This is a genomic window from Vibrio sp. 10N.261.52.A1 (assembly GCF_002876325.1).
Taxonomy (GTDB): Bacteria; Pseudomonadota; Gammaproteobacteria; order Enterobacterales; family Vibrionaceae; genus Vibrio; species Vibrio chagasii.
In genome coordinates this window covers 996-23,984 of sequence record NZ_MCYD01000698.1, presented here as the reverse complement: position 1 = coordinate 23,984, position 22,989 = coordinate 996, and the positions used below count along the sequence as shown (strand labels likewise).

General features: G+C 46.0%; 22 protein-coding genes, 2 tRNA genes and 1 riboswitch. Of the genes, 16 read left to right on the top strand and 8 right to left on the bottom strand.

The window, feature by feature from the left end:
* Positions 1-55 precede the first annotated feature (55 nt).
* The 10 genes from BCT81_RS13815 to thiH all read left to right on the top strand — a co-directional run bounded on the left by BCT81_RS13815 (position 56) and on the right by thiH (position 8,752).
* Positions 56-132: transfer RNA gene (locus BCT81_RS13815), tRNA-Asp, on the top strand.
* 59 nt (positions 133-191) lie between these two features.
* Positions 192-268 (top strand) — tRNA-Trp (locus BCT81_RS13810).
* 221 nt (positions 269-489) lie between these two features.
* Positions 490-1,872, top strand: coding sequence for a multicopper oxidase family protein (locus tag BCT81_RS13805; RefSeq protein ID WP_102424789.1), 1,383 nt, complete (start codon positions 490-492; stop codon positions 1,870-1,872).
* 100 nt (positions 1,873-1,972) lie between these two features.
* On the top strand, positions 1,973-2,356 hold the full coding sequence (crcB, locus tag BCT81_RS13800; protein ID WP_004736665.1) for a fluoride efflux transporter CrcB: 384 nt from the start codon (positions 1,973-1,975) through the stop codon (positions 2,354-2,356).
* A gap of 62 nt (positions 2,357-2,418) precedes the next feature.
* Positions 2,419-2,517: riboswitch (TPP riboswitch) on the top strand.
* A 128-nt stretch (positions 2,518-2,645) separates the two neighbouring features.
* Positions 2,646-4,595 carry a phosphomethylpyrimidine synthase ThiC gene (gene thiC / locus BCT81_RS13795; RefSeq protein WP_102424788.1) on the top strand — a complete coding sequence of 650 codons (1,950 nt, stop codon included), beginning with the start codon at positions 2,646-2,648 and terminating at the stop codon, positions 4,593-4,595.
* The gene (locus tag BCT81_RS13790; RefSeq protein WP_102424787.1) at positions 4,595-5,887 is read left to right on the top strand and encodes a thiamine phosphate synthase; all 1,293 of its coding nucleotides are present in this window, start codon (positions 4,595-4,597) and stop codon (positions 5,885-5,887) included. Before thiC ends, BCT81_RS13790 begins: the two co-directional genes overlap by 1 nt.
* Positions 5,877-6,659 carry a HesA/MoeB/ThiF family protein gene (locus BCT81_RS13785; protein WP_102424786.1) on the top strand — a complete coding sequence of 261 codons (783 nt, stop codon included), beginning with the start codon at positions 5,877-5,879 and terminating at the stop codon, positions 6,657-6,659. Before BCT81_RS13790 ends, BCT81_RS13785 begins: the two co-directional genes overlap by 11 nt.
* Positions 6,656-6,865: a sulfur carrier protein ThiS gene (thiS, locus tag BCT81_RS13780; protein ID WP_008221537.1), complete on the top strand. Its 210-nt coding sequence runs from the start codon at positions 6,656-6,658 to the stop codon at positions 6,863-6,865. Before BCT81_RS13785 ends, thiS begins: the two co-directional genes overlap by 4 nt.
* Positions 6,866-6,867: 2 nt before the next feature.
* On the top strand, positions 6,868-7,632 hold the full coding sequence (locus tag BCT81_RS13775) for a thiazole synthase (RefSeq protein ID WP_102424785.1): 765 nt from the start codon (positions 6,868-6,870) through the stop codon (positions 7,630-7,632).
* 7 nt (positions 7,633-7,639) lie between these two features.
* Positions 7,640-8,752, top strand: a complete 1,113-nt coding sequence (gene thiH, locus BCT81_RS13770) for a 2-iminoacetate synthase ThiH (protein WP_102424784.1) — start codon at positions 7,640-7,642, stop codon at positions 8,750-8,752.
* Positions 8,753-9,052: 300 nt separating this feature from the next.
* Here thiH and BCT81_RS13765 read toward each other — a convergent pair whose 3' ends face one another.
* Positions 9,053-10,843, bottom strand: a complete 1,791-nt coding sequence (locus BCT81_RS13765; protein WP_102424783.1) for an aminopeptidase P family protein — start codon at positions 10,841-10,843, stop codon at positions 9,053-9,055.
* A 122-nt stretch (positions 10,844-10,965) separates the two neighbouring features.
* A complete protein-coding gene (locus BCT81_RS13760; RefSeq protein WP_102424782.1) occupies positions 10,966-11,907 on the bottom strand; it encodes a LysR substrate-binding domain-containing protein in 942 nt (313 codons plus the stop codon).
* 101 nt (positions 11,908-12,008) lie between these two features.
* On the opposite strand from BCT81_RS13760, the gene BCT81_RS13755 reads away from it, so the two are divergent.
* A complete protein-coding gene (locus BCT81_RS13755; RefSeq protein WP_198596893.1) occupies positions 12,009-13,208 on the top strand; it encodes a multidrug effflux MFS transporter in 1,200 nt (399 codons plus the stop codon).
* Between the two features lie 103 nt (positions 13,209-13,311).
* A complete protein-coding gene (locus tag BCT81_RS13750; protein ID WP_004741210.1) occupies positions 13,312-13,593 on the top strand; it encodes a hypothetical protein in 282 nt (93 codons plus the stop codon).
* A 69-nt stretch (positions 13,594-13,662) separates the two neighbouring features.
* Here the strand turns inward: BCT81_RS13750 and BCT81_RS13745 are convergent, their stop codons facing one another.
* From BCT81_RS13745 to BCT81_RS13730, 4 genes are all read right to left on the bottom strand, one after another.
* Positions 13,663-14,121 (bottom strand): DoxX family protein, encoded by a 459-nt coding sequence (locus BCT81_RS13745; protein WP_008221525.1) that lies wholly within the window; start codon positions 14,119-14,121, stop codon positions 13,663-13,665.
* Position 14,122: 1 nt separating this feature from the next.
* Positions 14,123-14,890, bottom strand: a complete 768-nt coding sequence (locus BCT81_RS13740; protein WP_102424780.1) for a DNA-binding domain-containing protein — start codon at positions 14,888-14,890, stop codon at positions 14,123-14,125.
* Positions 14,887-15,741, bottom strand: a complete 855-nt coding sequence (locus BCT81_RS13735; protein WP_102424779.1) for a DUF692 domain-containing protein — start codon at positions 15,739-15,741, stop codon at positions 14,887-14,889. Before BCT81_RS13735 ends, BCT81_RS13740 begins: the two co-directional genes overlap by 4 nt.
* A gap of 79 nt (positions 15,742-15,820) precedes the next feature.
* Positions 15,821-16,081 carry a DUF2282 domain-containing protein gene (locus BCT81_RS13730; RefSeq protein WP_004741206.1) on the bottom strand — a complete coding sequence of 87 codons (261 nt, stop codon included), beginning with the start codon at positions 16,079-16,081 and terminating at the stop codon, positions 15,821-15,823.
* 263 nt (positions 16,082-16,344) lie between these two features.
* Here BCT81_RS13730 and uvrD point away from each other — a divergent pair, with 263 nt between their 5' ends.
* A complete protein-coding gene (gene uvrD / locus BCT81_RS13725) occupies positions 16,345-18,519 on the top strand; it encodes a DNA helicase II (RefSeq protein WP_102424778.1) in 2,175 nt (724 codons plus the stop codon).
* Positions 18,520-18,639: 120 nt separating this feature from the next.
* On the opposite strand, the gene tpx is transcribed toward uvrD, so the two are convergent.
* Entirely contained in the window at positions 18,640-19,137 is a 498-nt protein-coding gene (gene tpx / locus BCT81_RS13720; protein WP_004741204.1) for a thiol peroxidase, read from the bottom strand.
* Between the two features lie 841 nt (positions 19,138-19,978).
* Between tpx and BCT81_RS13710 the strand changes: the two genes are divergently transcribed.
* The 3 genes from BCT81_RS13710 (at position 19,979) to BCT81_RS13700 (ending at position 21,618) form a co-directional block, all read left to right on the top strand.
* Positions 19,979-20,266 (top strand): hypothetical protein, encoded by a 288-nt coding sequence (locus tag BCT81_RS13710; RefSeq protein WP_004738570.1) that lies wholly within the window; start codon positions 19,979-19,981, stop codon positions 20,264-20,266.
* A gap of 64 nt (positions 20,267-20,330) precedes the next feature.
* Entirely contained in the window at positions 20,331-20,774 is a 444-nt protein-coding gene (locus tag BCT81_RS13705) for a YaiI/YqxD family protein (protein ID WP_004738567.1), read from the top strand.
* 118 nt (positions 20,775-20,892) lie between these two features.
* Positions 20,893-21,618, top strand: coding sequence for a MipA/OmpV family protein (locus BCT81_RS13700; RefSeq protein WP_102424777.1), 726 nt, complete (start codon positions 20,893-20,895; stop codon positions 21,616-21,618).
* 75 nt (positions 21,619-21,693) lie between these two features.
* On the opposite strand, the gene BCT81_RS13695 is transcribed toward BCT81_RS13700, so the two are convergent.
* Positions 21,694-22,989 (bottom strand): AbgT family transporter (locus tag BCT81_RS13695; RefSeq protein ID WP_102424776.1); only part of this gene is annotated, 1,296 nt, incomplete at its 5' end.

Genomic DNA, 22,989 nt, shown 5'->3' with positions numbered 1-22,989 from the left:
ATCGCCAGGCTTTAAATTATGAACGACTTGTCAGCGACGACAAGTAGTCCACTGCGGAGTGGTAGTTCAGTTGGTTAGAATACCGGCCTGTCACGCCGGGGGTCGCGGGTTCGAGTCCCGTCCACTCCGCCACTTATTCGATAACCTCGCCTAGTGCGAGGTTTTTTCGAATCTAAAGTACAAAAAGTTTTAGGGGTGTAGCTCCAATTGGCAGAGCAGCGGATTCCAAATCCGCGTGTTGGGAGTTCGAATCTCTCCACCCCTGCCACATTAAAAGGCTCTAGCAGAAATGCTAGAGCCTTTTTGCTTTTTACCGGTCTAAATTCCAGTCAGTTATTCCCTCGTTCCGCTAATTCTGATGAGGTAATGTAAGTGCTTACTTATCTCAGCCTCTTTTATTAATAGCCAAAGCACAAACTTCATTTCTTTATGAGAATTATTCTCAATATTTTGTTACATTTTGGTCGTTACTACTAAAAGGTTGCAAATATGGATATCTCTCGTCGTAAATTTATTCAATCATCTCTCGCTATATCTGCACTCACAGTTCTCCCTGCTTGTTCTATGAAGCGATCGGTTGATGAGAAGGGAGGGTATGTTTATGACTTAACTGCTGAGCCTTCGACTGCTGAAATTGTACCTGGGTTTACTACTAACGTTTTGGGGTTCAATGGTCAGATCCCTGCGCCAACAATTCGTTGTCGACAGGGCGAAAAAGTTACGATTCGCTTCACCAATAAACTATCAGAACCAACCACAATTCATTGGCATGGATTAAGAATCCCTATCGAAATGGATGGTGTGCCTTTCTTGAGCCAGCCACCAATTATGCCCGGTGAAACGTTCGTCTATGAGTTTACGCCACCGGATGCGGGTACGTTCTGGTATCACCCACACATGAACAGCGTTAAACAGCTTGGTATGGGCTTGGTCGGCCTAATTGTTGTTGAAGAGAGCGATTCAGTTCAGTTCGATGAAGAGCATGCTTTGATGCTTAAACATTGGCATCTCGATAAACAAGGTCAGTGGAAAGATTTAATGGTCCCGCGTCTTAGCGCTCGTATGGGCACTCCAGGAGAGTGGAGTAGTGTTAATGGAGCACATGAGCCTACTTATCAGTTAAAGCAACACGCAACGACTAGGCTTCGTATCGCCAATGTCGATAATACAATCACCTATCCTATCGCTGTTGAAGGTGCTGAGGCATGGGTTATTGCTATAGATGGCAACCCAGTAAAGACACCTTACAAGTTGACTGAACATAAAATCGGTCCAGGTATGCGAGTTGACATAGGACTGATTGCTCCAAAGGCTGGCAAGCGAGTGAATGTTCTGCAAATGAAGGGACGTTTTCCTTTTTCCTTGTGTGAATTTGAAGTCGTAGATTCCACGCTCATAGAAGGCAAAGCACTTCCTTTGTTGCCTCTGAATCCAGTACCTGAGTTAGATCTCGCTAATGCAGAAGAGATCGATTTTGTGTTTGAGTGGGAAGGGGCGGTGTCGCCGGTTTCTAAAGATGGGAAATCTATGCCTAAGTTTTGGCTGACAAATAAAAGAGCCTGGGAAGGAATGAGTAAAGACAATATTCCAGCTCCACTCGCTACATTAGAGTTAGGCAAAACCTATATATTCGATCTTAAGAATGTTACCCAATACCATCATCCAATCCATATTCATGGTCATACGTTCACGGTACTTGAGTTAGATGGCAAAAAGGTTGAAGAACCTTTTCATACAGATACCGTGTTACTTGGAAAGAACGGTCGAGCTAAAGCGGCATTTGTGGCAGATAACCCCGGACGTTGGATGTATCACTGTCATGTGATTGAACATATGAAAACAGGACTGATGGGTTATATCGAAGTTAAGTGACACCTGTAACGTTTAATATTTGCGCATACATTCTTAGTTTCCACCCTCGCTTTTATTGGCGTTAAAGCTAGAATATAGGGATTATTGTTTGGGAGGATTCATGGGTCAGTTATCTATTCTTGGTTTTATCGCTATTGGTGGCGCTTTTGGTGCTTGTTCACGTTATCTGATTTCCGAGTTATGCGTAGTGATGTTAGGACGAGGTTTTCCTTATGGTACGCTAACTGTTAACGTGATTGGCTCTTTGATTATGGGATTACTGATCGCCGCGTTCGAAAATGAGATGGTTGCCACTGAACCCTGGAGACAGATTATTGGCTTGGGTTTCCTTGGTGCCTTGACCACATTCTCCACTTTTTCGATGGATAACGTGCTTCTCATGCAGCAAGGCGCATTTTTCAAGATGGGGCTTAATGTGCTGCTTAATGTAGTACTCAGTATTTCAGCCGCATGGATCGGCTTCCAACTTTTGATAAAGTCTTAAAACTTTCTTACGATTTGTTAACAACTCGGCTTGGTTTATCCAAGTCGTTTTTATATACTCGATCGTACTTGTCGGAGTGCCATATGGCTGAGACCGTTAACTCGGGATCCGTTGAACCTGATCAGGCTAATACCTGCGAAGGGAACAAGAGTAGATATCTAACTAGAATCCCTCTAGAGATCTATCACCAGATCACAACTGTATTTCTTACCGTGATCCCTCTTGTAGCATCAATCCGTCAAGCATTTTTATCCCAATAAATAATGGCTAAAAGCCAAGGAAAAATGCTATGTCGAGTCGTAAACAAGCAAGACTGGAAGCGAAGAATTTCATCGATTCTTTATCAGTACAACCTTATCCAAATTCAAAGAAAGCTTACATCCAAGGTTCTCGAGAGGACATTCAAGTCCCAGTTCGAGAGATATCACTCGCTGATAGCCTTGTTGGTGGTACCAAAAAAGAGCCTGTATTTGAACCTAATGCTCCTATTCACGTCTATGACACCTCCGGTGTTTATACCGACCCAACGCACGAGATAGACCTTTATAACGGCCTTCCAAAGCTAAGAGAGCAGTGGATCGAAGAGCGTGGTGATACCGAGCTATTAGATAATGTTAGCTCTGTTTATACCAAAGAGCGCCTAGAGGACGAAACCTTAGACGAGCTTCGTTACGGAAACCTGCCTAGAATTCGTCGTGCGACTGGCGATCAATGTGTGACTCAGTTGCACTATGCTCGTAAGGGGATTATTACCCCTGAGATGGAATACATTGCGATTCGCGAGAATATGGGGCGTCAGAAGTTCGCAGATGAGCAACTGAACCACCAACACCCTGGCCATAACTTTGGCGCAAACCTACCGAAAGAAATCACCCCTGAGTTCGTGCGTAAAGAGGTTGCTGAAGGTCGAGCAATTATCCCTTCAAACATCAACCACCCAGAATCAGAACCTATGATTATTGGCCGAAACTTCTTAGTGAAGGTGAACGCCAATATCGGTAACTCTTCTGTAAGTTCTTCGATTGAAGAAGAAGTTGAGAAGTTAGTTTGGTCAACCCGCTGGGGCGGCGACACTGTGATGGACTTGTCGACTGGTCGAAATATACACGAAACACGAGAGTGGATTCTACGTAATAGCCCAGTGCCAATTGGTACTGTTCCTATGTACCAAGCACTTGAGAAAGTGAACGGTGTGGCTGAAGACCTTAATTGGGAAGTGATGCGTGACACCTTAATTGAGCAAGCAGAGCAGGGCGTCGACTACTTTACGATTCATGCTGGCTTGCTTCTTCGCTATGTCCCTATGACGGCTAAGCGTGTTACTGGAATTGTCTCTCGTGGTGGTTCTATCATTGCCAAATGGTGTCTTGCTCATCACCAAGAAAGCTTTCTATACACCCACTTCCGCGAGATTTGTGAGATCTGTGCGAAGTACGATGTAGCACTTTCATTAGGTGATGGCCTGCGTCCAGGCTCTATTGCTGATGCCAATGACGAGGCTCAATTTGCTGAACTTCGCACCTTAGGTGAACTGACGAAAGTGGCGTGGGAATATGACGTACAGGTGATAATTGAGGGCCCTGGACACGTTCCGATGCACATGATCAAAGAGAATATGGATGAGCAACTAGAGCATTGTCATGAAGCGCCTTTCTATACATTAGGCCCGCTGACTACAGACATTGCCCCTGGTTACGACCATATCACCTCTGGTATTGGTGCCGCGATGATCGGTTGGTATGGTTGTGCGATGCTTTGTTACGTGACTCCTAAAGAGCATTTAGGCTTACCAAACAAAGAGGACGTGAAGACTGGTTTGATTACTTACAAGCTGGCGGCGCACGCTGCTGACTTGGCAAAAGGGCATCCAGGAGCACAAACCCGTGATAATGCACTTTCAAAAGCGCGCTTCGAATTCCGTTGGGAAGACCAATTTAACTTAGCACTAGACCCTGATACAGCCCGTTCTTTCCATGATGAAACCTTGCCACAAGAATCAGGTAAGGTCGCACATTTCTGTTCTATGTGTGGACCTAAATTCTGTTCGATGAAGATTTCTCAGGAAGTGAGAGAGTATGCTAAAGACACAGAACAAGTAGCCGCTGATCAGGCTATCGAGATCAAGATGCTAGACAATCCGCTGGAAGGGATGCGTCAAAAATCACAAGAGTTCCGTGATACTGGCTCAGAGCTTTACCACCCAGCCGTTGGTGCGAAAGAAGCTCAACTAGAGGAATAATGACAGTGAAAATTCTGATCCCATCTCAATATATTGAGTTAACGGGAGAGGTTCAACACTGTCTATTGGTTGCTAAGCGACAAGGCTTAGCAACTGATGCAGTTGAGTTGGGTGTTAGCCCAACTCAATACTTCTCTATCGTTGATTCTCAACACTCACTTACTATTGGCTTTGCTTCTGATGTCGTATCAGTTGAAGCGGAGCTGCTAGGCTCGCTTGACCATATTGTGAGTTATGACGAGCCGTTATCGCTGGCAGATGTTCGCGATGCTTTAGCGCAATACCCTAATACGATATACGTTGGGGTAACCAATGACGCTGCCGTGTTAGATATTTGGTCACACTTAAACGCTAATCGAGCTATTAAAAGTATTAACCCCGATCATCAAGCCATAGATAGCCGCCATCACTTTGCGTGGTTACTAATGTTATTGGCTCTAGATTTTCCATTAGAAGACGCACTGGTTCTCGCACGCGCTGCGTCTAATGTTTCACGTGGAACATGGCCAAGCCACTACCAAGGGTTTCCAACTCCGGTTTTAGAAAACAAGAGTTTAGGCATTAGTGTTGGCTGGGCCCATCAAGGAACGTCACTTTCATTCCCTGATTTGACTAAGAAAAGCCTCGGGCTTTACCCAGTTGTCGATGATGTTGATTGGATTGAAAGGCTCCTTAAGCTTGGAATCAATACGGTACAACTGCGAATCAAGAACCCTCAGCAAGCTGACTTAGAGCAACAAGTCGCACGATCGATCGAACTTGGTCGAGAACATAACGCTCAGGTTTTTATCAATGACTATTGGCAACTTGCACTCAAACATGGCGCTTTTGGTGTTCACTTGGGACAAGAGGATATTGAAGAATCGAACCTTTCCCAACTGAGCCAAGCGTGTATTAAGATCGGCCTATCGACACATGGATACTATGAGTTGTTACGCATCGTTCAAATCAACCCAAGTTACATCGCGTTAGGACATATCTTCCCAACAACCACAAAACAGATGCCATCAAAGCCGCAAGGTCTAGTGCGTTTAGCTCTTTACCAACAGCTAATCGATACCATTCCATACAGTGAAGAGCTTGTCGGTTATCCGACCGTGGCTATTGGTGGGATTGACCGATCGACGGCAGAGCAGGTATGGGATTGTGGTGTCTCGAGCCTCGCGGTAGTGCGTGCAATTACGTTGGCGGAAGATCCAAAAGCGGTTATTGAGTTTTTCGAAGCTCTTATGAATGGCAACTCTTCAACCTTTACTGAAGAGGTTCGTCAGGAGTTGAGCCATGCTGAGTGACTTTGAATTTGTACGCTATCAACGCCAAATCGCATTGCCTGATATTGGTGAACAAGGACAACGAAATCTACTAAACGGTTATGTGTTAGTGATTGGTTGTGGTGGTTTGGGGAATGCTGCGGCTCTTTATCTAGCGGCGTCTGGCGTCGGCAAAATCGTGCTGGTTGATGATGATTGTGTCGACTCGTCCAACCTACAACGACAGGTCGCGTTCAAAGAAAGCGATCTTGGTACAGCTAAAGTCGATGCATTGAAACTGCAACTGAGTGAGTTAAATGGTAGAAGCCAAGTTAGGGCCATCAACAAGCGAATGACCGAAGGCCAGTTAAAGCTTGAAGTGATGCTCGCTGATGTTGTGTTGGACTGTACCGACAACTTCGCCACACGCCAGCAAGTTAACCAAGCGTGTTTTGAGGCTAACACACCATTGATATCAGGCTCCGCAATTGGTTGGAAAGGTCAATTTATTGTCTTCGATTATCAAAACCAGCAGGGCTGTTACCACTGTCTTTTCCCGTTTGACCACCATCCACAAACAATGCGTTGTAGTGATAGTGGCATCATTGGGCCTGTAGTCGGGACTATAGGAAACCTCCAAGCTCTTGCTGCTATTCAGCACATTAGCAGTGGCGAGTTTCAAGTGGCGACACATCAGCTCAAGCTGTTCGACGGTAAGAGCATGAACTGGCAGAACCTAATGGTCACGCAAGATATCGAATGTCCGGTGTGCAATTCGTCAGTGATCAATAATTTAGAAGAAGAAGCGCTATGAGCAACATAACTATTTCAATAAACGAGCAACCAGAGCAGGTCGCGCAATCATCTTCTCTTGCAGATATTATTCATTCGCTTTCGCTACCTGATTTAGGGTGTGTATTCGCTATCAATAACGCGGTTGTCCCACGCAGCCAGTGGCAACAAACCATCGTCAATGAAGGCGATTCTATCTCTCTTTTTCAAGCTATTGCAGGGGGCTAACCATGTTAACCATCGCAGATAAAACATTCCAATCACGACTGTTCACTGGCACAGGCAAGTTCGCCAACAAGCATTTGATGGCGAGTGCTATCGAAGCGTCAGGTTCTCAACTGGCAACCATGGCACTGAAGAGAGTCGATATTCGTTCTGAGCAAGACGATATCTTACAGCCCATTATTGATGCAGGCGTAAATCTACTTCCGAATACCTCTGGGGCTAAGAACGCGAAGGATGCCATCTTTGCTGCGCACTTGGCTCGCGAAGCTCTAGGCACAAATTGGCTCAAACTGGAAATTCACCCAGATCCAAAGTACTTGATGCCAGACCCAATTGAGACATTAAAAGCGGCTGAGCAACTGGTTAAAGATGGCTTTGTTGTGTTGCCATACTGTCATGCTGACCCAGTGTTGTGTAAACGATTGGAAGAGGTGGGTTGTGCTGCGGTTATGCCGTTAGGTGCGCCGATTGGGTCGAACAAAGGTATCGCTTCGGTGGACTTTTTAGAGATTATTATCGACCAAGCTAACGTCCCTGTGATTGTTGATGCTGGTATTGGTGCTCCATCACATGCGGCTCGTGCAATGGAAATGGGTGCTGATGCTGTGTTAGTAAATACCGCGATTGCAGCTTCTCAACAACCAGTTGAAATGGCGATTGCCTTTAAGTTGGCCGTTGAAGCGGGGCGTATGGCTTATCTTGCTGGTCTCGCAGGACAAGTGTCTCATGCGGTTGCTTCCAGCCCGTTAACTTCATTCCTAGACGAGTAGTATTACTATGACGTTTGTTGATCGATTTAAACAGCTCAACTGGGATGACATTAGTATGTCGATCTTCAGTAAAACGGCAGCGGATGTTGAACGTGCTCTGAGTAAGCCCAAGCGAGACTTAGAAGATTTTAAGGCTTTGATCTCTCCGGCGGCAGAACCTTACTTAGAGCAGATAGCACAACAATCGTTGGCGTTAACACGTAAGCGATTTGGCAACACGATGTCGTTGTATATTCCTTTATATTTATCCAACTTGTGCGCGAATGCGTGTACGTATTGTGGCTTTTCGATGGAGAACCGCATCAAGCGGCGTACTTTAACTTTAGATGAAGTTGATGCTGAGAGCGCAGCCATCAAAAAGATGAAGTTCGATAGCGTGTTGTTGGTTACCGGCGAACATGAAACGAAAGTTGGTATGAATTACTTTCGTGAGGTGTTGCCGAATATTAAAGCGCAATTTAATTACCTCGCGATGGAAGTGCAGCCGCTTGAACAAGACGACTACGCGGAGCTTAAAACACTAGGCTTAGACGCCGTGATGGTTTACCAAGAAACGTATAGCCCAAGTACCTACGCTGAACACCACTTGCGTGGCAATAAAATGGATTTTGAGTACCGGCTTGAAACGCCCGATCGTTTGGCAAAGGCGGGTATTGATAAGATAGGTATTGGTGCTTTGATTGGCCTGGAAGATTGGCGAACGGACTGCTTCTTCGTGGCCGCTCATTTGGACTATCTTGAACGTACATACTGGCAAACGCGCTACTCGATTTCATTCCCACGTCTTCGTCCTTGTGAGGGTGGTTTGCAACCAAAGTCGATCATGAGCGACAAACAGCTAGTTCAACTAATCTGTGCCTATCGACTATTAAACCCTGAGGTTGAGTTGTCTCTTTCGACTCGTGAGTCAGCAACGTTCCGCGATAACGTGTTGCCCTTAGGCATCACTAGTATGTCTGCCGCGTCAAAAACTCAACCGGGCGGTTATGCTTCGGGCGAGGAAGAGCTTGAACAGTTTGAGATAAGTGATGAGAGAAGTGCGGCTGATGTTGAAGCTATGATTCGTCAACGTGGCTTCGATCCGGTATGGCGAGATTGGCACAGTGCTTACTCAGGCTAACTAATACCAATCTAAATAAGTATCTGGACATTCTTGCTAGTTAAAATCGCTGATAGCATCGTTATAGATTTTGTAGGTAGGCCAACTAGCTAGCTGCAATCTATGCCTTGCTCTAAGCGACTTTTCCTGCGCAATTATCTGATCACCTACTTATCCAGTTTGGTATAACAGCTTGGCTGATGTTCCACGTGAAACATCAGTGATGTGAAAGCGACAAATAAAAACGGCTACCTTTAGGTAGCCGTTTTCGTATCTAACTTAGCTAAAATGGTTTGGCTAAGTTATCTATCCAGTTAGGCACTAAGCGTGAGCTAGTGGCGCTGTTGCTTGGCGTAGCCACTCTAACGTATCACCTTCAACTAGTGGGCTAACATCGTTCCACACCTTTTGGTGGTAATCGTTTAGCCATGCAAGTTCCGGGCGTGTCAGTAGAGCGACGTTGATGTTGCGCTTATCGATAGGGCAACGTGTTAGCGATTCAAACGTTAGCACTGAGAAGTCACCTTGAGTTGGAAGCTCAACAACCAGCTCTAAGTTTTCGATGCGGATACCAAACTCATCGGCACGGTAGTAACCCGGCTCATTTGATAACACCATGCCTTCAACAAGAGGAACGTCAATCAGCTTTTTAGAGATGCTTTGCGGACCTTCATGAACACTCAGGAAGTGGCCAACACCGTGACCAGTACCGTGGTCATAGTCGAAGCCTTCTGCCCATAAGTGCTGACGCGCTAGGATATCCAGTTGGAAACCACGAGTACCTTGTGGGAAGCGTGCGCGAGCAATTCCGATGTGACCCTTAAGTGCAAGAGTGAACTGTTGAATCATCTCTTCGCTTGGCTGGCCAATTGCGATAGTACGTGTGATGTCGGTTGTGCCATCTAGGTATTGACCGCCTGAATCGACTAGGTACAGAGTGTTCATCTCTAGCTGACCCGGCTCAGGCTGGTTCTCATGGTTGTAGTGACACATGGCTGCGTTTCCGCCTGCCGCTGAAATTGTGTCGAAACTTAGGTCCATTAGGGTTGGATCTTGCTCACGGAATGACTGTACTTTGTCTGCTAGTACCGCTTCGTTGTGCAGATTACCTTGCGCCACTTCTGCATCAATCCAAGATAGGAATTTTGCCATCGCCACGCCATCACGGATGTGACACGCTTTCATGCCGGCAATTTCTGTTTCGTTCTTCGCGGCTTTTGGCATTAGGCATGGGTCGGCTGCTTCAATGATATGAGCACCGGCGTTTTGGAGAACAAGCGTGTACCAAGCATTGCTTGTGCCTGAATCAACAGACACATTCTTACCTTCTAAAGATTGAAGGCGGGATTCAAGCTCAGATGGGTGAGAAACACGAATACCATTACCAACGTGCGCTTCAAAGCCTGCAGGGATACGAACTGGGTCTAAGAAGAAATCGACACTTTCATCGGCGTGAATGATTGCATTAGATAACACAACCGGCAGACGAAATACGTCTAAACCACGAATGTTGAGTAACCAGCAGATTGAATCCAGCTCAGTAAGGATAGCGGCATCAGCGCCTTCGGCTTTTAGTAGGCTTGCAATTTCTGCGCGTTTGCTTTCACTTGATTGGCCTACGGCGTCGGTTGTCATTAGGCGAACATCAGATACTACAGGCTCAGGACGATCAGACCAAAGTTCATCAATTGGATTCGAAGATAGTGTTGTTAGTTCAACTTTCTCTGCCAGTTTAGCTTGAGCGCCTTTCAGCCAAGCCGCCGTATGCATGCGTGGGTCGAATGCAACTTTACTGCCTTGCGCTAGTGAATTGATGATCCAATCTAAAGCCGGTTCTTCAATAAGGTGGCGATACTCAAATAGCTCACCAGGTACTTGTTTACGAACCTGGACGGTATAGCGACCATCAACAAAAATAGCCGCGTTTTCGCGAGTGATAACAGCCGCACCTGCAGAGCCAGTGAAACCGGTTAGCCAGTGAAGTCGCTCGTTGTGAGCTGGAACGTATTCACCTAGGTACTCGTCTTCATGTGGAATGATAACAGCATCTAAGTGGTTTGCTTCAAGCCAAGCTCGAACCGCAGTAACGCGTTCCGCAGTGATATTGTGCATCTGTGTTTATCCTTATTGTTAGGGTCCTTGTTAACACTCACAGCCGATATACCTGTGAGGGGACTTATTAGGTCAATAAGCTAGCGCTTTTGTTCGTTTGCTGCAAACGCTGTACGCCATTTTTATCTGAGGTGCAGAGTTTTTTCTTTGATGATATCTCGCAACCAAGTTAAGGCTGGGTCGTTTTCTCTATCACGGTGCCAAAACAGAGTGTAAGCCATTGGTGGAAATTCCATTGGCAGAGGCACAACCACTAAGTCGAGCTGCTTCGCAACCAGATGAGTGAAGTGGCTTGGTGCGGTAAATACAAAGTCGGTGTAGGTACACAGGCTTGCGGCACTGTTGAAGTCGGGAACAGAAATAGCGATATCACGTTGATGACCAAGGTCGGCAAGTTTGTAGTCGAGTAACCAACGATCATTACCATCACACCTTACTTGAACATGACGTTGTGCCAGATAGGTTTCCAGATCCCATTGACCACTCAGAGCAGGGTGGTTGCGCCTCAATACACACATCTGCGCGTCGCGGTAGATCTCTTGTTCGCAGATATCATCTGGCGGCAGCATGGTTAAACGCGCGTCGTTGATGTCGATGTCTTTGCCTGTGAGGCCGATATCTAACTCACCAAGTTGTAATTTCTTAAAGGTTTGCTCTGTCCAAGCGTGGGTGTTTATATTTACTTTTGGCGCTTGGCGAAAAATCGCAGGTAAGAAGTGAGGAAGAATCAACGGGTAGACACTTTCAACCGCTGCAATGTGAAAACTGTGGTCACTGTTGTTGGGAATGAATGTCTCCGGTTGGGTAAGCACATCAAGTTGATTGATAAGTGTTTCCAACCGTGGCTTAAGGAACACTGCTTTTGGTGTCGGGCGTAGGCCGTGTGCACTTCGCGTAAAAAGAGGGTCATTAAATTGTTCGCGAAGTTTGGCCAATGATTTACTCACTGCTGACTGGCTCAGGCACAATCGATGTGCAGTGCGTGTAACACTCTGCTCTTCCATTAGCACCTGCAAGCAAACTAGTAGATTGAGGTCGAGGCGCGATAGTTTCTCGATATTCATGTGAGTTTCCTTATTGGAATAATGCTAATGATTATATGCCATTTTTGTTCATATCTTTAGTTGGTTATTATGCACCTAAATTAACTCATCCGGAGAATCTTGTGCCTTCTAACGCGCTTCCAACCCCTAGTAAACTGCAGGTTGCTTTATTGGCAATGCTGGTTCTTTTTAGCCCTTTGGCTATTGATATCTACCTGCCAGCTCTGCCACAGATTTCGACAGCGTTTCACGTGGAACATGCACTAGCACAAGATACGATTACTTGGTTTTTGTTTGCTATGGGTGTCGGCCAACTATTTGCCGGCCCTTTGGCGGATAAGCTAGGACGTCGAACCGTTGCATTGGGAGGTGTTAGTATCTATGCATTGAGTGCTTGCTTGGCGTGGGCAGCTCAATCGATTGATATGATGCTAATAGCTCGGCTGCTACAAGGCTTAGGAGCTTGTGCGACTTCTGTAGCTGCCTTTGCAACGGTTCGCGATCTATTTGGTCCAGAGAAGAGTGGTCGAATGATCAGCTACCTTAATGGCGCTATTTGCTTTATTCCTGCATTGGCACCGATTCTTGGCGCTTGGTTAACTCATCAATTTGGCTGGCGTTCCAACTTCAGCTTTATGGCGGGTTTTGCCGTCGTTGTAGGTACTATCTTATTCATCCAAATGAAAGAATCGAACCCTGTGACGGAAAAGGTAGCGGTGTTCAAACTAGAGCGCTACTGGTCAGTATTAAAAACACCTTCATTCCTATTCCACGCAACTCTATGTTTGATGGCGATGGCAGTGATCCTCGCTTATGTAACCTCAGCACCGGTTGTGTTGATGGAGAACCTTGGCTTAACCATGAAAGAGTTTACCTTCTGGTTTGGTGTTAATGCAGCGATTAACATCGCGGCTGCGTTTACGGCTCCTAAATTTATGGACCGCTTTGGTACCTACAAAGCACTGGTTGTTGGTATCTCAATGCTAGGTTTGGCGGGCGTGATTATGTTGGTGCTTGCAGAGCATGCGACTCCAATCGCATTCATGCTTCCTATCTTCTTATCATCTGTTGGCTTTGCTTGGATTCTAGGTGCGGCTGCAGGTAAAGCGTTGGAACCATTTGGTGACCGTGCGGGTACAGCCGCAGCGCTATTAGGCTTATTCCAAATGAGTGGTTCGGGCTTACTTGTTGGCACCATGCAGCGTCTTGATTTAACGTCACAAGAGATGATCGCGCTACAAATGTTCCTGATTGTTCCTGCGCTATTCGTGTTGGCGAGCAAGTCTGGTAAGTCGTGGCATGCAACGTTTGCCAAGGCATAAGCAATAAGGGTGACAAAATAGACAAATGGCAGTTTGCGAAACGTTAAAACATGGTATATTTGTCACTCATTGAAACGTAAGTCTCCAACGGAAAAATACTGTAATGTCATTAACAACCTACGAAATGGCGCGCGTCTTAGAACAAATGGAAGATGCACCTGAAAAGGTTATGTTTGGTAAATTGCTTAAAGAGCTAGGCAACCAAAGTGAAGAGCGTATTCGCAGTGCGGCAAAACAAGTTCCAATCGATACTTTGCGAGATATCATCTACCAATTTCAGCGTGTGGTAGAGTCTCGTAAAGGTGAACAAGTTCAGCTATTAGCAAAAGAGCTAGCAGAGCAAGGCATCTCGGCTGAAGAGCTTCAGGCTTTTCTAGAAAAGTAAGCTTACCCCAGTTAAAAAAGAAACCACTCAATTGAGTGGTTTTCTGCGTTTGGGTTATCGATGTTTTAGTTAGCCTCTAAATTGCGCCTTCAAAACTCTATCTAATGAAAACGGTCCAGCACCCCATACGATGACTATAAGAATCATCAATCCCCAAAGTTGGTGGTCGTAGAAGCCTTGATCCCATAATACTGGGTAAGAAACGACGGCAATAATGTTGAAAACAAAAAGCGCGGCGGCCATTGGGCGTGTTAGCAAACCAAGCGCTAAGAATACTGGTAGGATTAATTCAGCAGCTGTTCCCATATAGGCTGCTAATTCCCACGGCAGTAGCGGCACCTGATATTCCAATTCGAACAAGTAGAGGGTGCTATCCCAGGTGGCTATCTTGGTCAACCCAGAGTTGAAGAATACCCACGCCACCCAAAGGCGACAGAAAAGAAGCAGCACTGGGACGAAAAGTGCCTGAGATTTCTCAATCAAATTGTCGTATTGAGCCATCATGTTTGTGACTGTGTTGTTATCCATATTATGTCTCCAATTCATCATTGATTGAAAAACCTGAGATGACGTTGAGCGCCATGACAGCATTCAGATGTTGCAGTAGAGAAGGCGTTACTTCTCCGAGCGCTTTACCAGATTGAAGCTCAATGAGCAGTTGGTGGCACTCCTTGGTTAGGCTGTGGCTTTCGAGCTGTGAATTCTCGGCTCGGATTATTATTCCAAGCTCTGCGCGATTGATGTCTAACCCTTCCAGTTGCTGTTGGTCGATAGCGTGTTCAAGCGCTATTACGGCATAGTAAGAATCGAATAGCGTTATCGAACCCTTGATGTGGAAAACCAAGGCGCCTTGCCGCTCTTGTGGCACGGAAGCTAAACAGGAGAGTGGCTGTTGATGCGGGGGAGTTGCACATGCGAGTCTCGCTAAACTGTCCTTTTGCCATTCATAGCGTGCCACTTCACTAAGGTAAGGTGCAGCCTCTACAACCGAAGGAAAGGCTTGTATGGTTTGTTCGAAGTGCTCGCCATAACCACTGACATCTCCAGAGGTCGATGGATAACTAAGAACATGTTGACGCGCCATTTGTTGGAAGCACTCTTCACCAACTAACACCTCAGTCAGTGGGTAAGTCGCAGCGAGAACTTCGCTTAAGCTAATCACAAAGTTATTGCGGTAAATTTGAATGCGTTGCTGATCGCTAAAATGATCGCTCACGATGTCGCAGTGCTCACCGTCATTTTGATAGCGCAGGGCATTCGCAAACTCGGATTGAACATCCGCTAGGGAGTAGCTCATGAGGCGCGACTCCTTTGATTGTCATGTTGATACAGCTTTTCACTGGCTTTGGCAGCCTCTGCCAATAGAATTTGTGGCTCTGGAATATCTAAATCCCACTCAATCAAGGTATAGCGAGAGCCATGTTGCTCTATCCACTGAGTGTAAAGTTGCCACACTTCATCACAGACCGGTTTGCTGTGCGTGTCTATCCAAATCTCACCTTGCTCGAGCTTCTTTTTGGTAAAACCTGCCAAGTGAACCTCTTCCACTTGGTTGGCTGGTATGCCATTGAGATACTCTTCACAGCTAAAGCCATGATTAAACGATGAGACGAAAATATTATTGAAATCGAGCAGTAGGCGACACTCGGTACGCTTTTGTACCTCAGCCAAAAACTCCCATTCTGGAATCGTTGAGTGCTTGAAGGCAAGGTAGCTTGATGGATTCTCAATTAACATAGGACGTTGCAAACTGTCTTGAACCTCGATGACGTTACGGCAGAAGACGTCCAACGCTTCTTCGGTATAAGGTAGTGGTAGCAGGTCATTGAAGTAGTGACCGCCAGTTTGGCTCCAACTCAAATGATCAGAAACCAAGAAAGGTTCGATATCATCAATAAGTGTTTTGAGTTGCAGTAAGTGCTGTTGGTTGATTCGTTCAACAGAACCAAGAGACAACCCTACACCATGACAGCTTATGTGGTGATGATTACGAATCTCTCGGAGTTGTTGGCGCTGTGAAGAATGGGGTAAGAAGTAGTTTTCGCTGTGAACCTCTAACCAACTTACCAAATCAGAATTCTGGCTGAAGAAATCTAAGTGCGGTGTTCTAAGGCCAACCCCTGCATTGGGGTGAAGAGTTTGAGTCACAACGATTCTCCTAATGGGTAGTGGAGGTGAGCTGGTATTCAGCTCACCATACTGAGTGGTTCAGTTATGCCCTCAGGCACTATGATGATTGAGTGCTACCACCAGTTAACTTGCCACATAGCCCTTTAGGAACGACCACGAATGCATCGGATTGGTTGTCTTCTTTTGCTGTACCAGCACATGAACTTGTTTTAGTTGCACAGTCATTTTGGCCAGCTTTTGATACGCCATAGCATTTTTCTTTCGCTGCTGCTTCCGCAGGTGCTGATGTAAGAACGGCACCGCCAAACGCTAGTACACTTGTGATTGCAGCTGTAACAGCAAGATTAGAATTTTTCATAGTCATTCCCTCTAGACTTAATAGTATTTACACATCGCAGGTTAATGAGTTGTTAACTTGCTTACTAAAAAGGATAGGAACAACCCGAAAATAATTTCACAGTATTATAAGTATTATCAAAATCAGTGATGATTTACCTGTTAAGTGCTTGATTAAGTGATGTTATTTTTTGATGGTTTTTTCTTCTTAATATTCTAAACGCAGCCTAGTGTTTAGGTTATAATCAACTTTTATGTATAAATACCCAGTAGTGAGCATATCCAATGATAGATCCTTCGCTTTTACTCGATGGCCTAAACGACAAACAACGTGAGGCGGTCGCAGCACCTTTAGAAAACCTACTTATTCTGGCTGGTGCTGGTAGTGGTAAAACGCGAGTTTTGGTGCATCGTATCGCTTGGCTGCAGAGTGTCGAGCAAGCATCCCCGTTCTCTATCATGTCAGTAACCTTCACCAATAAAGCGGCGGCAGAGATGCGTGGTCGTATTGAAGAGTTGATGATGGGCAGCTCGTCAGGCATGTGGAACGGTACCTTCCATGGTATTTGTCACCGTATTCTGCGTGCTCACTACCTAGATGCAAAATTGCCAGAAGACTTCCAGATCATCGATTCCGATGATCAGATTCGTCTATTACGCCGCTTAATCAAAGCACAAAACCTCGATGAAAAGCAGTGGCCTGCTAAGCAAGCTTCGTGGTGGATCAACGGCAAGAAAGATGAAGGCCTGCGCCCGAACCACATTGATGCCTACCATGATCCAGTAACTCAAACATGGTTAAAGATTTACTCGGCTTATCAAGAAGCGTGTGACCGTGCTGGATTGGTGGACTTCGCGGAGATTTTGCTGAGATCACACGAGCTATTGCGCGACAAGAAACACATTCGTGAGCACTACCAAGCGCGCTTTAAGCATATTTTGGTCGACGAATTCCAAGATACCAACAACATCCAATATGCTTGGCTGCGTATGATGGCTGGCCCTGATTGTCGAGTGATGATCGTAGGTGATGATGACCAATCTATCTATGGCTGGCGTGGTGCAAAAATCGAGAATATTCAGAAGTTCTTGGACGAGTTCCCGGGCGCTTCAACCATTCGATTAGAGCAAAACTATCGTTCGACCAAAACCATTTTGCAAGCATCGAACGAGCTTATCTCTAACAACACCGAGCGAATGGGTAAAGAGTTGTGGACCGATGGTAACGATGGTGAGCCAATCTCTGTCTACTCAGCTTACAACGAGCTTGATGAAGCCCGCTTCACGGTAAGTAAGATTAAAGAGTGGCAAGAGAAAGGCGGTGCGCTCGAAGATACGGCGATGCTTTATCGTAATAACGCCCAATCTCGTGTTCTGGAAGAAGCGTTGATTCAAGCGGGCTTACCATACCGAATCTACGGTGGCATGCGATTCTTCGAACGTCAGGAGATCAAAGATGCGTTGAGCTACCTGCGTTTAATGGGTAACCGTAACGATGATGCCGCTTTTGAACGTGTGGTTAATACGCCAACACGTGGCTTGGGCGACAAGACTCTCGAGACGATTCGATTTGCAGCGCGTGACCGTGGTACGACGATGTGGCAAGCGAGTATCGCTTTGTTGGAAGAACAAGTACTGCCGGGGCGTGCAGCGGGTGCCTTAAGCCGCTTTATCGAGTTAATTAATGCCCTTGAAGACGACACGTTAGAGCTGAACTTACATGAGCAAACCGACCATGTGATTAAATATTCAGGTCTATTTGCGATGTACGAGCAAGAGAAAGGCGAGAAATCGAAAGCGCGTATTGAGAACTTGGAAGAGTTGGTAACAGCAACTCGTCAGTTTGAGAAGCCAGAAGAAGCTGATGAGATGAGCATGCTAACAGCATTCTTAACGCACGCGGCTTTGGAAGCAGGTGAAGGCCAGGCTGATGAGTTTGATGATGCGGTTCAGCTTATGACTCTGCACAGTGCTAAAGGTCTAGAGTTTCCAATGGTATTTATGGTGGGTGTCGAAGAAGGCATGTTCCCAAGCCAGATGTCTGCCGAAGAAGCGGGGCGTTTGGAAGAAGAACGTCGCCTATGTTACGTAGGCATGACCCGTGCGATGGAGAAACTGTACATCACTTACGCAGAGATGCGTCGTTTGTATGGACAAGACAAGTACCACAAACCATCACGCTTTATTCGCGAGTTGCCAGAAACCTGTTTGGATGAAGTTCGTATGAAGGCGCAGGTCAGTCGCCCTGCGAGCAGCGGCCGCTTTAGCCAAACGGCAGTTAAAGAGAACTTCAATGAAACAGGCTTTAGCTTAGGCTCTCGCGTGAAGCACCCTAAGTTTGGTGAAGGTACGATTATCAACTTTGAAGGAAGTGGCCCACAGAGCCGAGTGCAGGTGGCGTTTAACGGTGAAGGGATTAAGTGGTTAGTGACAGCTTATGCTCGTTTAGAACAGCTCTAATCTGTTACTCCCGAATCTAACAACCATTCACGGTTAAAAACATAAAGAGCAGCTATGAGCTGCTCTTTTTTATTGCGTATCGCCTAGGCGGTCGCAATAGATTATTGGCTGGAAGGGATCTTACAGCGCAGCCAGTGCCGCTTCGTAGTTTGGCTCTTCAGTAATCTCTGCAACCAACTCGCTGTGTGTTACCACACCTTTTTCATCAACAACAACAACCGCACGTGTTGTCAGGCCTGCTAGTGGGCCTTCAGCAATTGCTACGCCGTAGTCTGAAGCGAACTCCGGTGAACGGAAAGTCGAAGCGTGTTGAACGCCTTCAATGCCTTCAAGCTCGCAGAAGCGACCTGCAGCAAATGGGAGGTCAGCAGAAATACAAACAACAACTGTGTTCTCAAGTTCAGCCGCTTTTGCGTTGAACGTACGTACGCTCGTTGCACAAGTTGCTGTGTCGATGCTTGGGAAGATGTTTAGAACCACTTTCTTGCCTGCAAGAGATGCAAGAGTCAGTTCAGAAAGATCGCCTGCAGTTAGTGCAAAGCTTGGTGCCTGCTCGCCAGTTTGTGGGAATGTGCCAGATAGCGGTACAGCTGCGCCTTTGAAGGTAACGTGTGACATGGAATTGTCCTTAGTTTAGTTATGGTTATGAAACTAGTTGAGCCTAGTAAGGCTTACGTTACTCGGAAGCGGTTAAGAAGTGAATGGTTTAAATGTCAGAATTGTAATTAAGTTGAAGCGTTTCTTAGATTCGAGGGGGGAGTGAAAACATCAATTGATAAGAGACAGATAAAGAAAAACCCCGAGAGCTTGCGCTCATCGGGGTCTATAGTCTTACTCGCAGCAATCCGGCTACTAAGTGTGCTCCATGCATCAAATCCATGATAGTGTGCTGTTATCCTTCAGCGTATTCCTTTCGTCGCCTTCCTAGCGGTGTCCTTGATCTTATCCTGATCTGCCAACAATCCTCGTTAGCGCGCGTCACTTGTTCCTTGAGCGGTGTCCTTTACATCATCCTGATGTTCAATCCTTTCCTCGTCCAGAGGTGTCCATTGTCTTTCCTTAGTAGCAACCATCCTAGTTACTATTGCGTCCGTTCAATGTCCATTTCGCTATCCATGCCGATTATTCATCCTGAGTAATCGAATCTTCATCCTGAAGATAACCAAGTCCTTGGCGTTTCCTGTTCCGTGTCAGCATCCTTCCGACAAGGTTTAATTTACGCGATTTAGGATTTCGGACAATAGATTTACATCACATTTTGAATTCAACCACGTTGTTAATTATATAAAACAATTAAAATTCAACACCTTAACTATATTCATATCAATTTCTCTAGAGAAGTATTCGCGTTATCTCACAGCGTTTGTAAGAGATCTCTCACACGCCATAGGCAGTTTTATGATTCGCTATCGGTCACCGGAGCGAGTAAAATGACCAAAGACTAAAAATGGAGGTCAACATGCTGACAAAAGATGTTTCTGAAGAGTTGAAATCCGTGCTTGAAGGACTGCAAGCACAAGGCAAAGAGCCAACTGTTGCGTTAGTAAAAGCTCGCATGAGTACATCGGTTCCAATGCCTGCGTTAATTACGACCATTAAAAGCTGGAAAAGCGCGAACCGCGTTCCCAAGGTAGAAGTGGCTGCACAACAAGAACCAGAGGTCGATCGTATTGGCCAACTAGAAAAACAAATTATTGAACTTACCGCTCGCGTCGCCACGCTTGAAGCCAAATTAGCTGAGCAGTAAGTTAGCCGAGACGTAAGTTAACAAAAATAAATCAACAGATTAGCTAACAGAGAAATAGAACACTATGAAGATATGGGTTGATGCGGACGCTTGTCCTAAGGTTATCCGAGAAACCATCGTACGCGCAGCTGAGCGAACCGGTGTTGAATGCACCTTCATCGCGAATCACGTTGTCCCTGTACCGAAGCGTAACAACATTCACTCTATTCAAGTACCAAGCGGATTCGATATCGCCGACAATGAAATAGTAAAACGTACAGAGAAAGGCGATCTCGTGATTACTTCAGATATTCCTCTGGCCGACGAAGTGATCACTAAAGGCGCACTCGCGCTGAGTTCTCGTGGGGAGCTTTACACCAAAGAGACCATTAAAGCGCGCCTAAATATTCGCGACTTTATGGAAACCATGCGCTCAAGTGGCATCCAAACAGGTGGCCCAAGTTCACTCTCTCAAACCGACCGTCGTGAGTTCGCTAACCACCTTGATCGCCTACTAGCAAAGCGCTAACCCTCCCTTCTTCTCCAGAGAGATCTGGGAACGTCTCATTGAGGCAACAACGAGATCTGTGAAATTTTAATCGACCTACTCCGTTCTTGATATTTATTACAATAACGGAGTATTGATTATGGTTCGTCGCATCGCTTTAGCACTGTTCATCACCTTAGGAAGCACTCAACTGTCCTTTGCCAATCAAGAATATGGCATCGTTGGCGGCAGCCTCACTTACGGCGAAAGTGTTTTTTCTACCAAGAGTCCCCCGCAACTTGGTGCGACACCCAACCTCTTTTATTCTGGCTCTAAAGGCTTTATTGATGGCAGCTTAGCAAACTGGCAACTGCTGCCTTTTGTCGGACTATCTGGAAACTGGCGGTTCGCTGAAGTATCAGATACCTTCGTTGACCTACCCAATGGCATTCAAAACAGAGATGGCAATGGCGAACTCGGGATAACTCTGGGGACAGTAGGCGCTAGACTCACCTACTTACACGACGTAACCTCAGAGCATAATGGCTACGAAGTTCAGCTGCATCTAGGCAGGACGTTAAAAACATGGGCAAAGCCATTAACCATTACCCCCTACCTCGAAGTCGATTATCGTGACAAAAAACTCTCTAATGACCTCTACGGCATTTCAAGCAGCGAATCCTCTGTATCAGGGCTAGATCAGTTTGATGCGGAGTCTACCTTTGTTTATCAAGCAGGGCTCATTGGCCTCTATGAATTTACACCACGCTGGATTGGTATTGGCAAGATGGAATTGACTCACCATGATTCAAACAGCCCTCTCATCCAAAGGGATATAGGGTGGTCACTGGAGGTTGGTTTAACCTACCGTTTTGCAGGCTTGTGATCCCTATCTTCCAATAAAGAAAAAGCCCGCACACTGTGCAGGCTTTCGATGTAATCATAAAACAATGATTAGATTCTATGGCGTGTAGTACGTTGCTGCACCTGGGCCAACTGGCAGACCAAATACGAATACCCACACGTAGAACATTAAGCTCCAACCAACGATGAATACGATCGAGTATGGAAGCATAGTTGCAATCAGAGTACCAATACCTAGGTTCTTCATGTAACGCGTTGCTACAGCAAGGATAAGACCGAAGTAGCTCATCATTGGAGTAATGATGTTCGTTGTTGAATCACCGATACGGTAAGCCGCTTGAATCGTTTCTGGTGCGTAACCAACAAGCATCAGCATTGGAACAAAGATAGGTGCTGTTACTGCCCACTGAGCAGAAGCTGAACCGATCATCAGGTTAATGAAGCCACACATTAGGATGAATGCGAAGAACAACATTGGACCTGTTAAGCCGATGTCTTGTAGGAAGCTTGCGCCCGCTACTGCGAATACTTGACCGAAGTTAGTCCACTTGAAGAAAGCAACAAACTGAGCAGCGAAGAATACAAGTACGATGTACATGCCCATAGAAGACATAGACTTAGACATTGCATCGATAACGTCGCGGTCAGTTTTCATTGTGCCGGTAACTTTACCGTAAACGAAACCAGGAACGGCGAAGAATACGAAGATGAACGCTACGATACTCTTAAGGAACGGAGAACCTGCTACCGTGCCAGCTGCAGAACGTAGAACACCGTCTTCAGGAACAATTGTCCAAGCAAGAAGAGCTGATACTGCTAGAACTGCGATACCTGCTAGCTTAAGACCTTTCTTCTCAACGTCTGTTAGCTTGCCCATTGTATCGTTTGATAAATCTTCAGACGCTTCTTCGTCGTTGTATTTACCCAATTTAGGCTCAACAATCTTCTCCGTTACGAATGCACCCGTAATTGCGATGAAGAAAGTAGAAACAAACATAAAGTACCAGTTTGATTCTGGACCAACTGTGTAAGTCGGGTCGATCATTTGTGCTGCTGTTTCTGTAATACCAGAAAGCAGTGGATCAACCGTACCGATTAGAAGGTTTGCAGAGTAACCACCAGATACACCAGCGAATGCTGCCGCTAGACCAGCAAGAGGGTGACGACCTAAAGAGTGGAAAAGCATTGCTGCAAGTGGAATCAGTACCACGTAACCAAGCTCAGAAGCTGTGTTAGAAATGATACCTGCGAATACCACAGTTACTGTAACCATGCGCTTAGATGCGCCCATTACCATGCCACGCATCGCAGCAGATAGTAGACCTGAGTGCTCAGCAATCGCTACACCTAGCATTGCAACAAGCACGGTACCTAATGGCGCAAAGCCAACAAA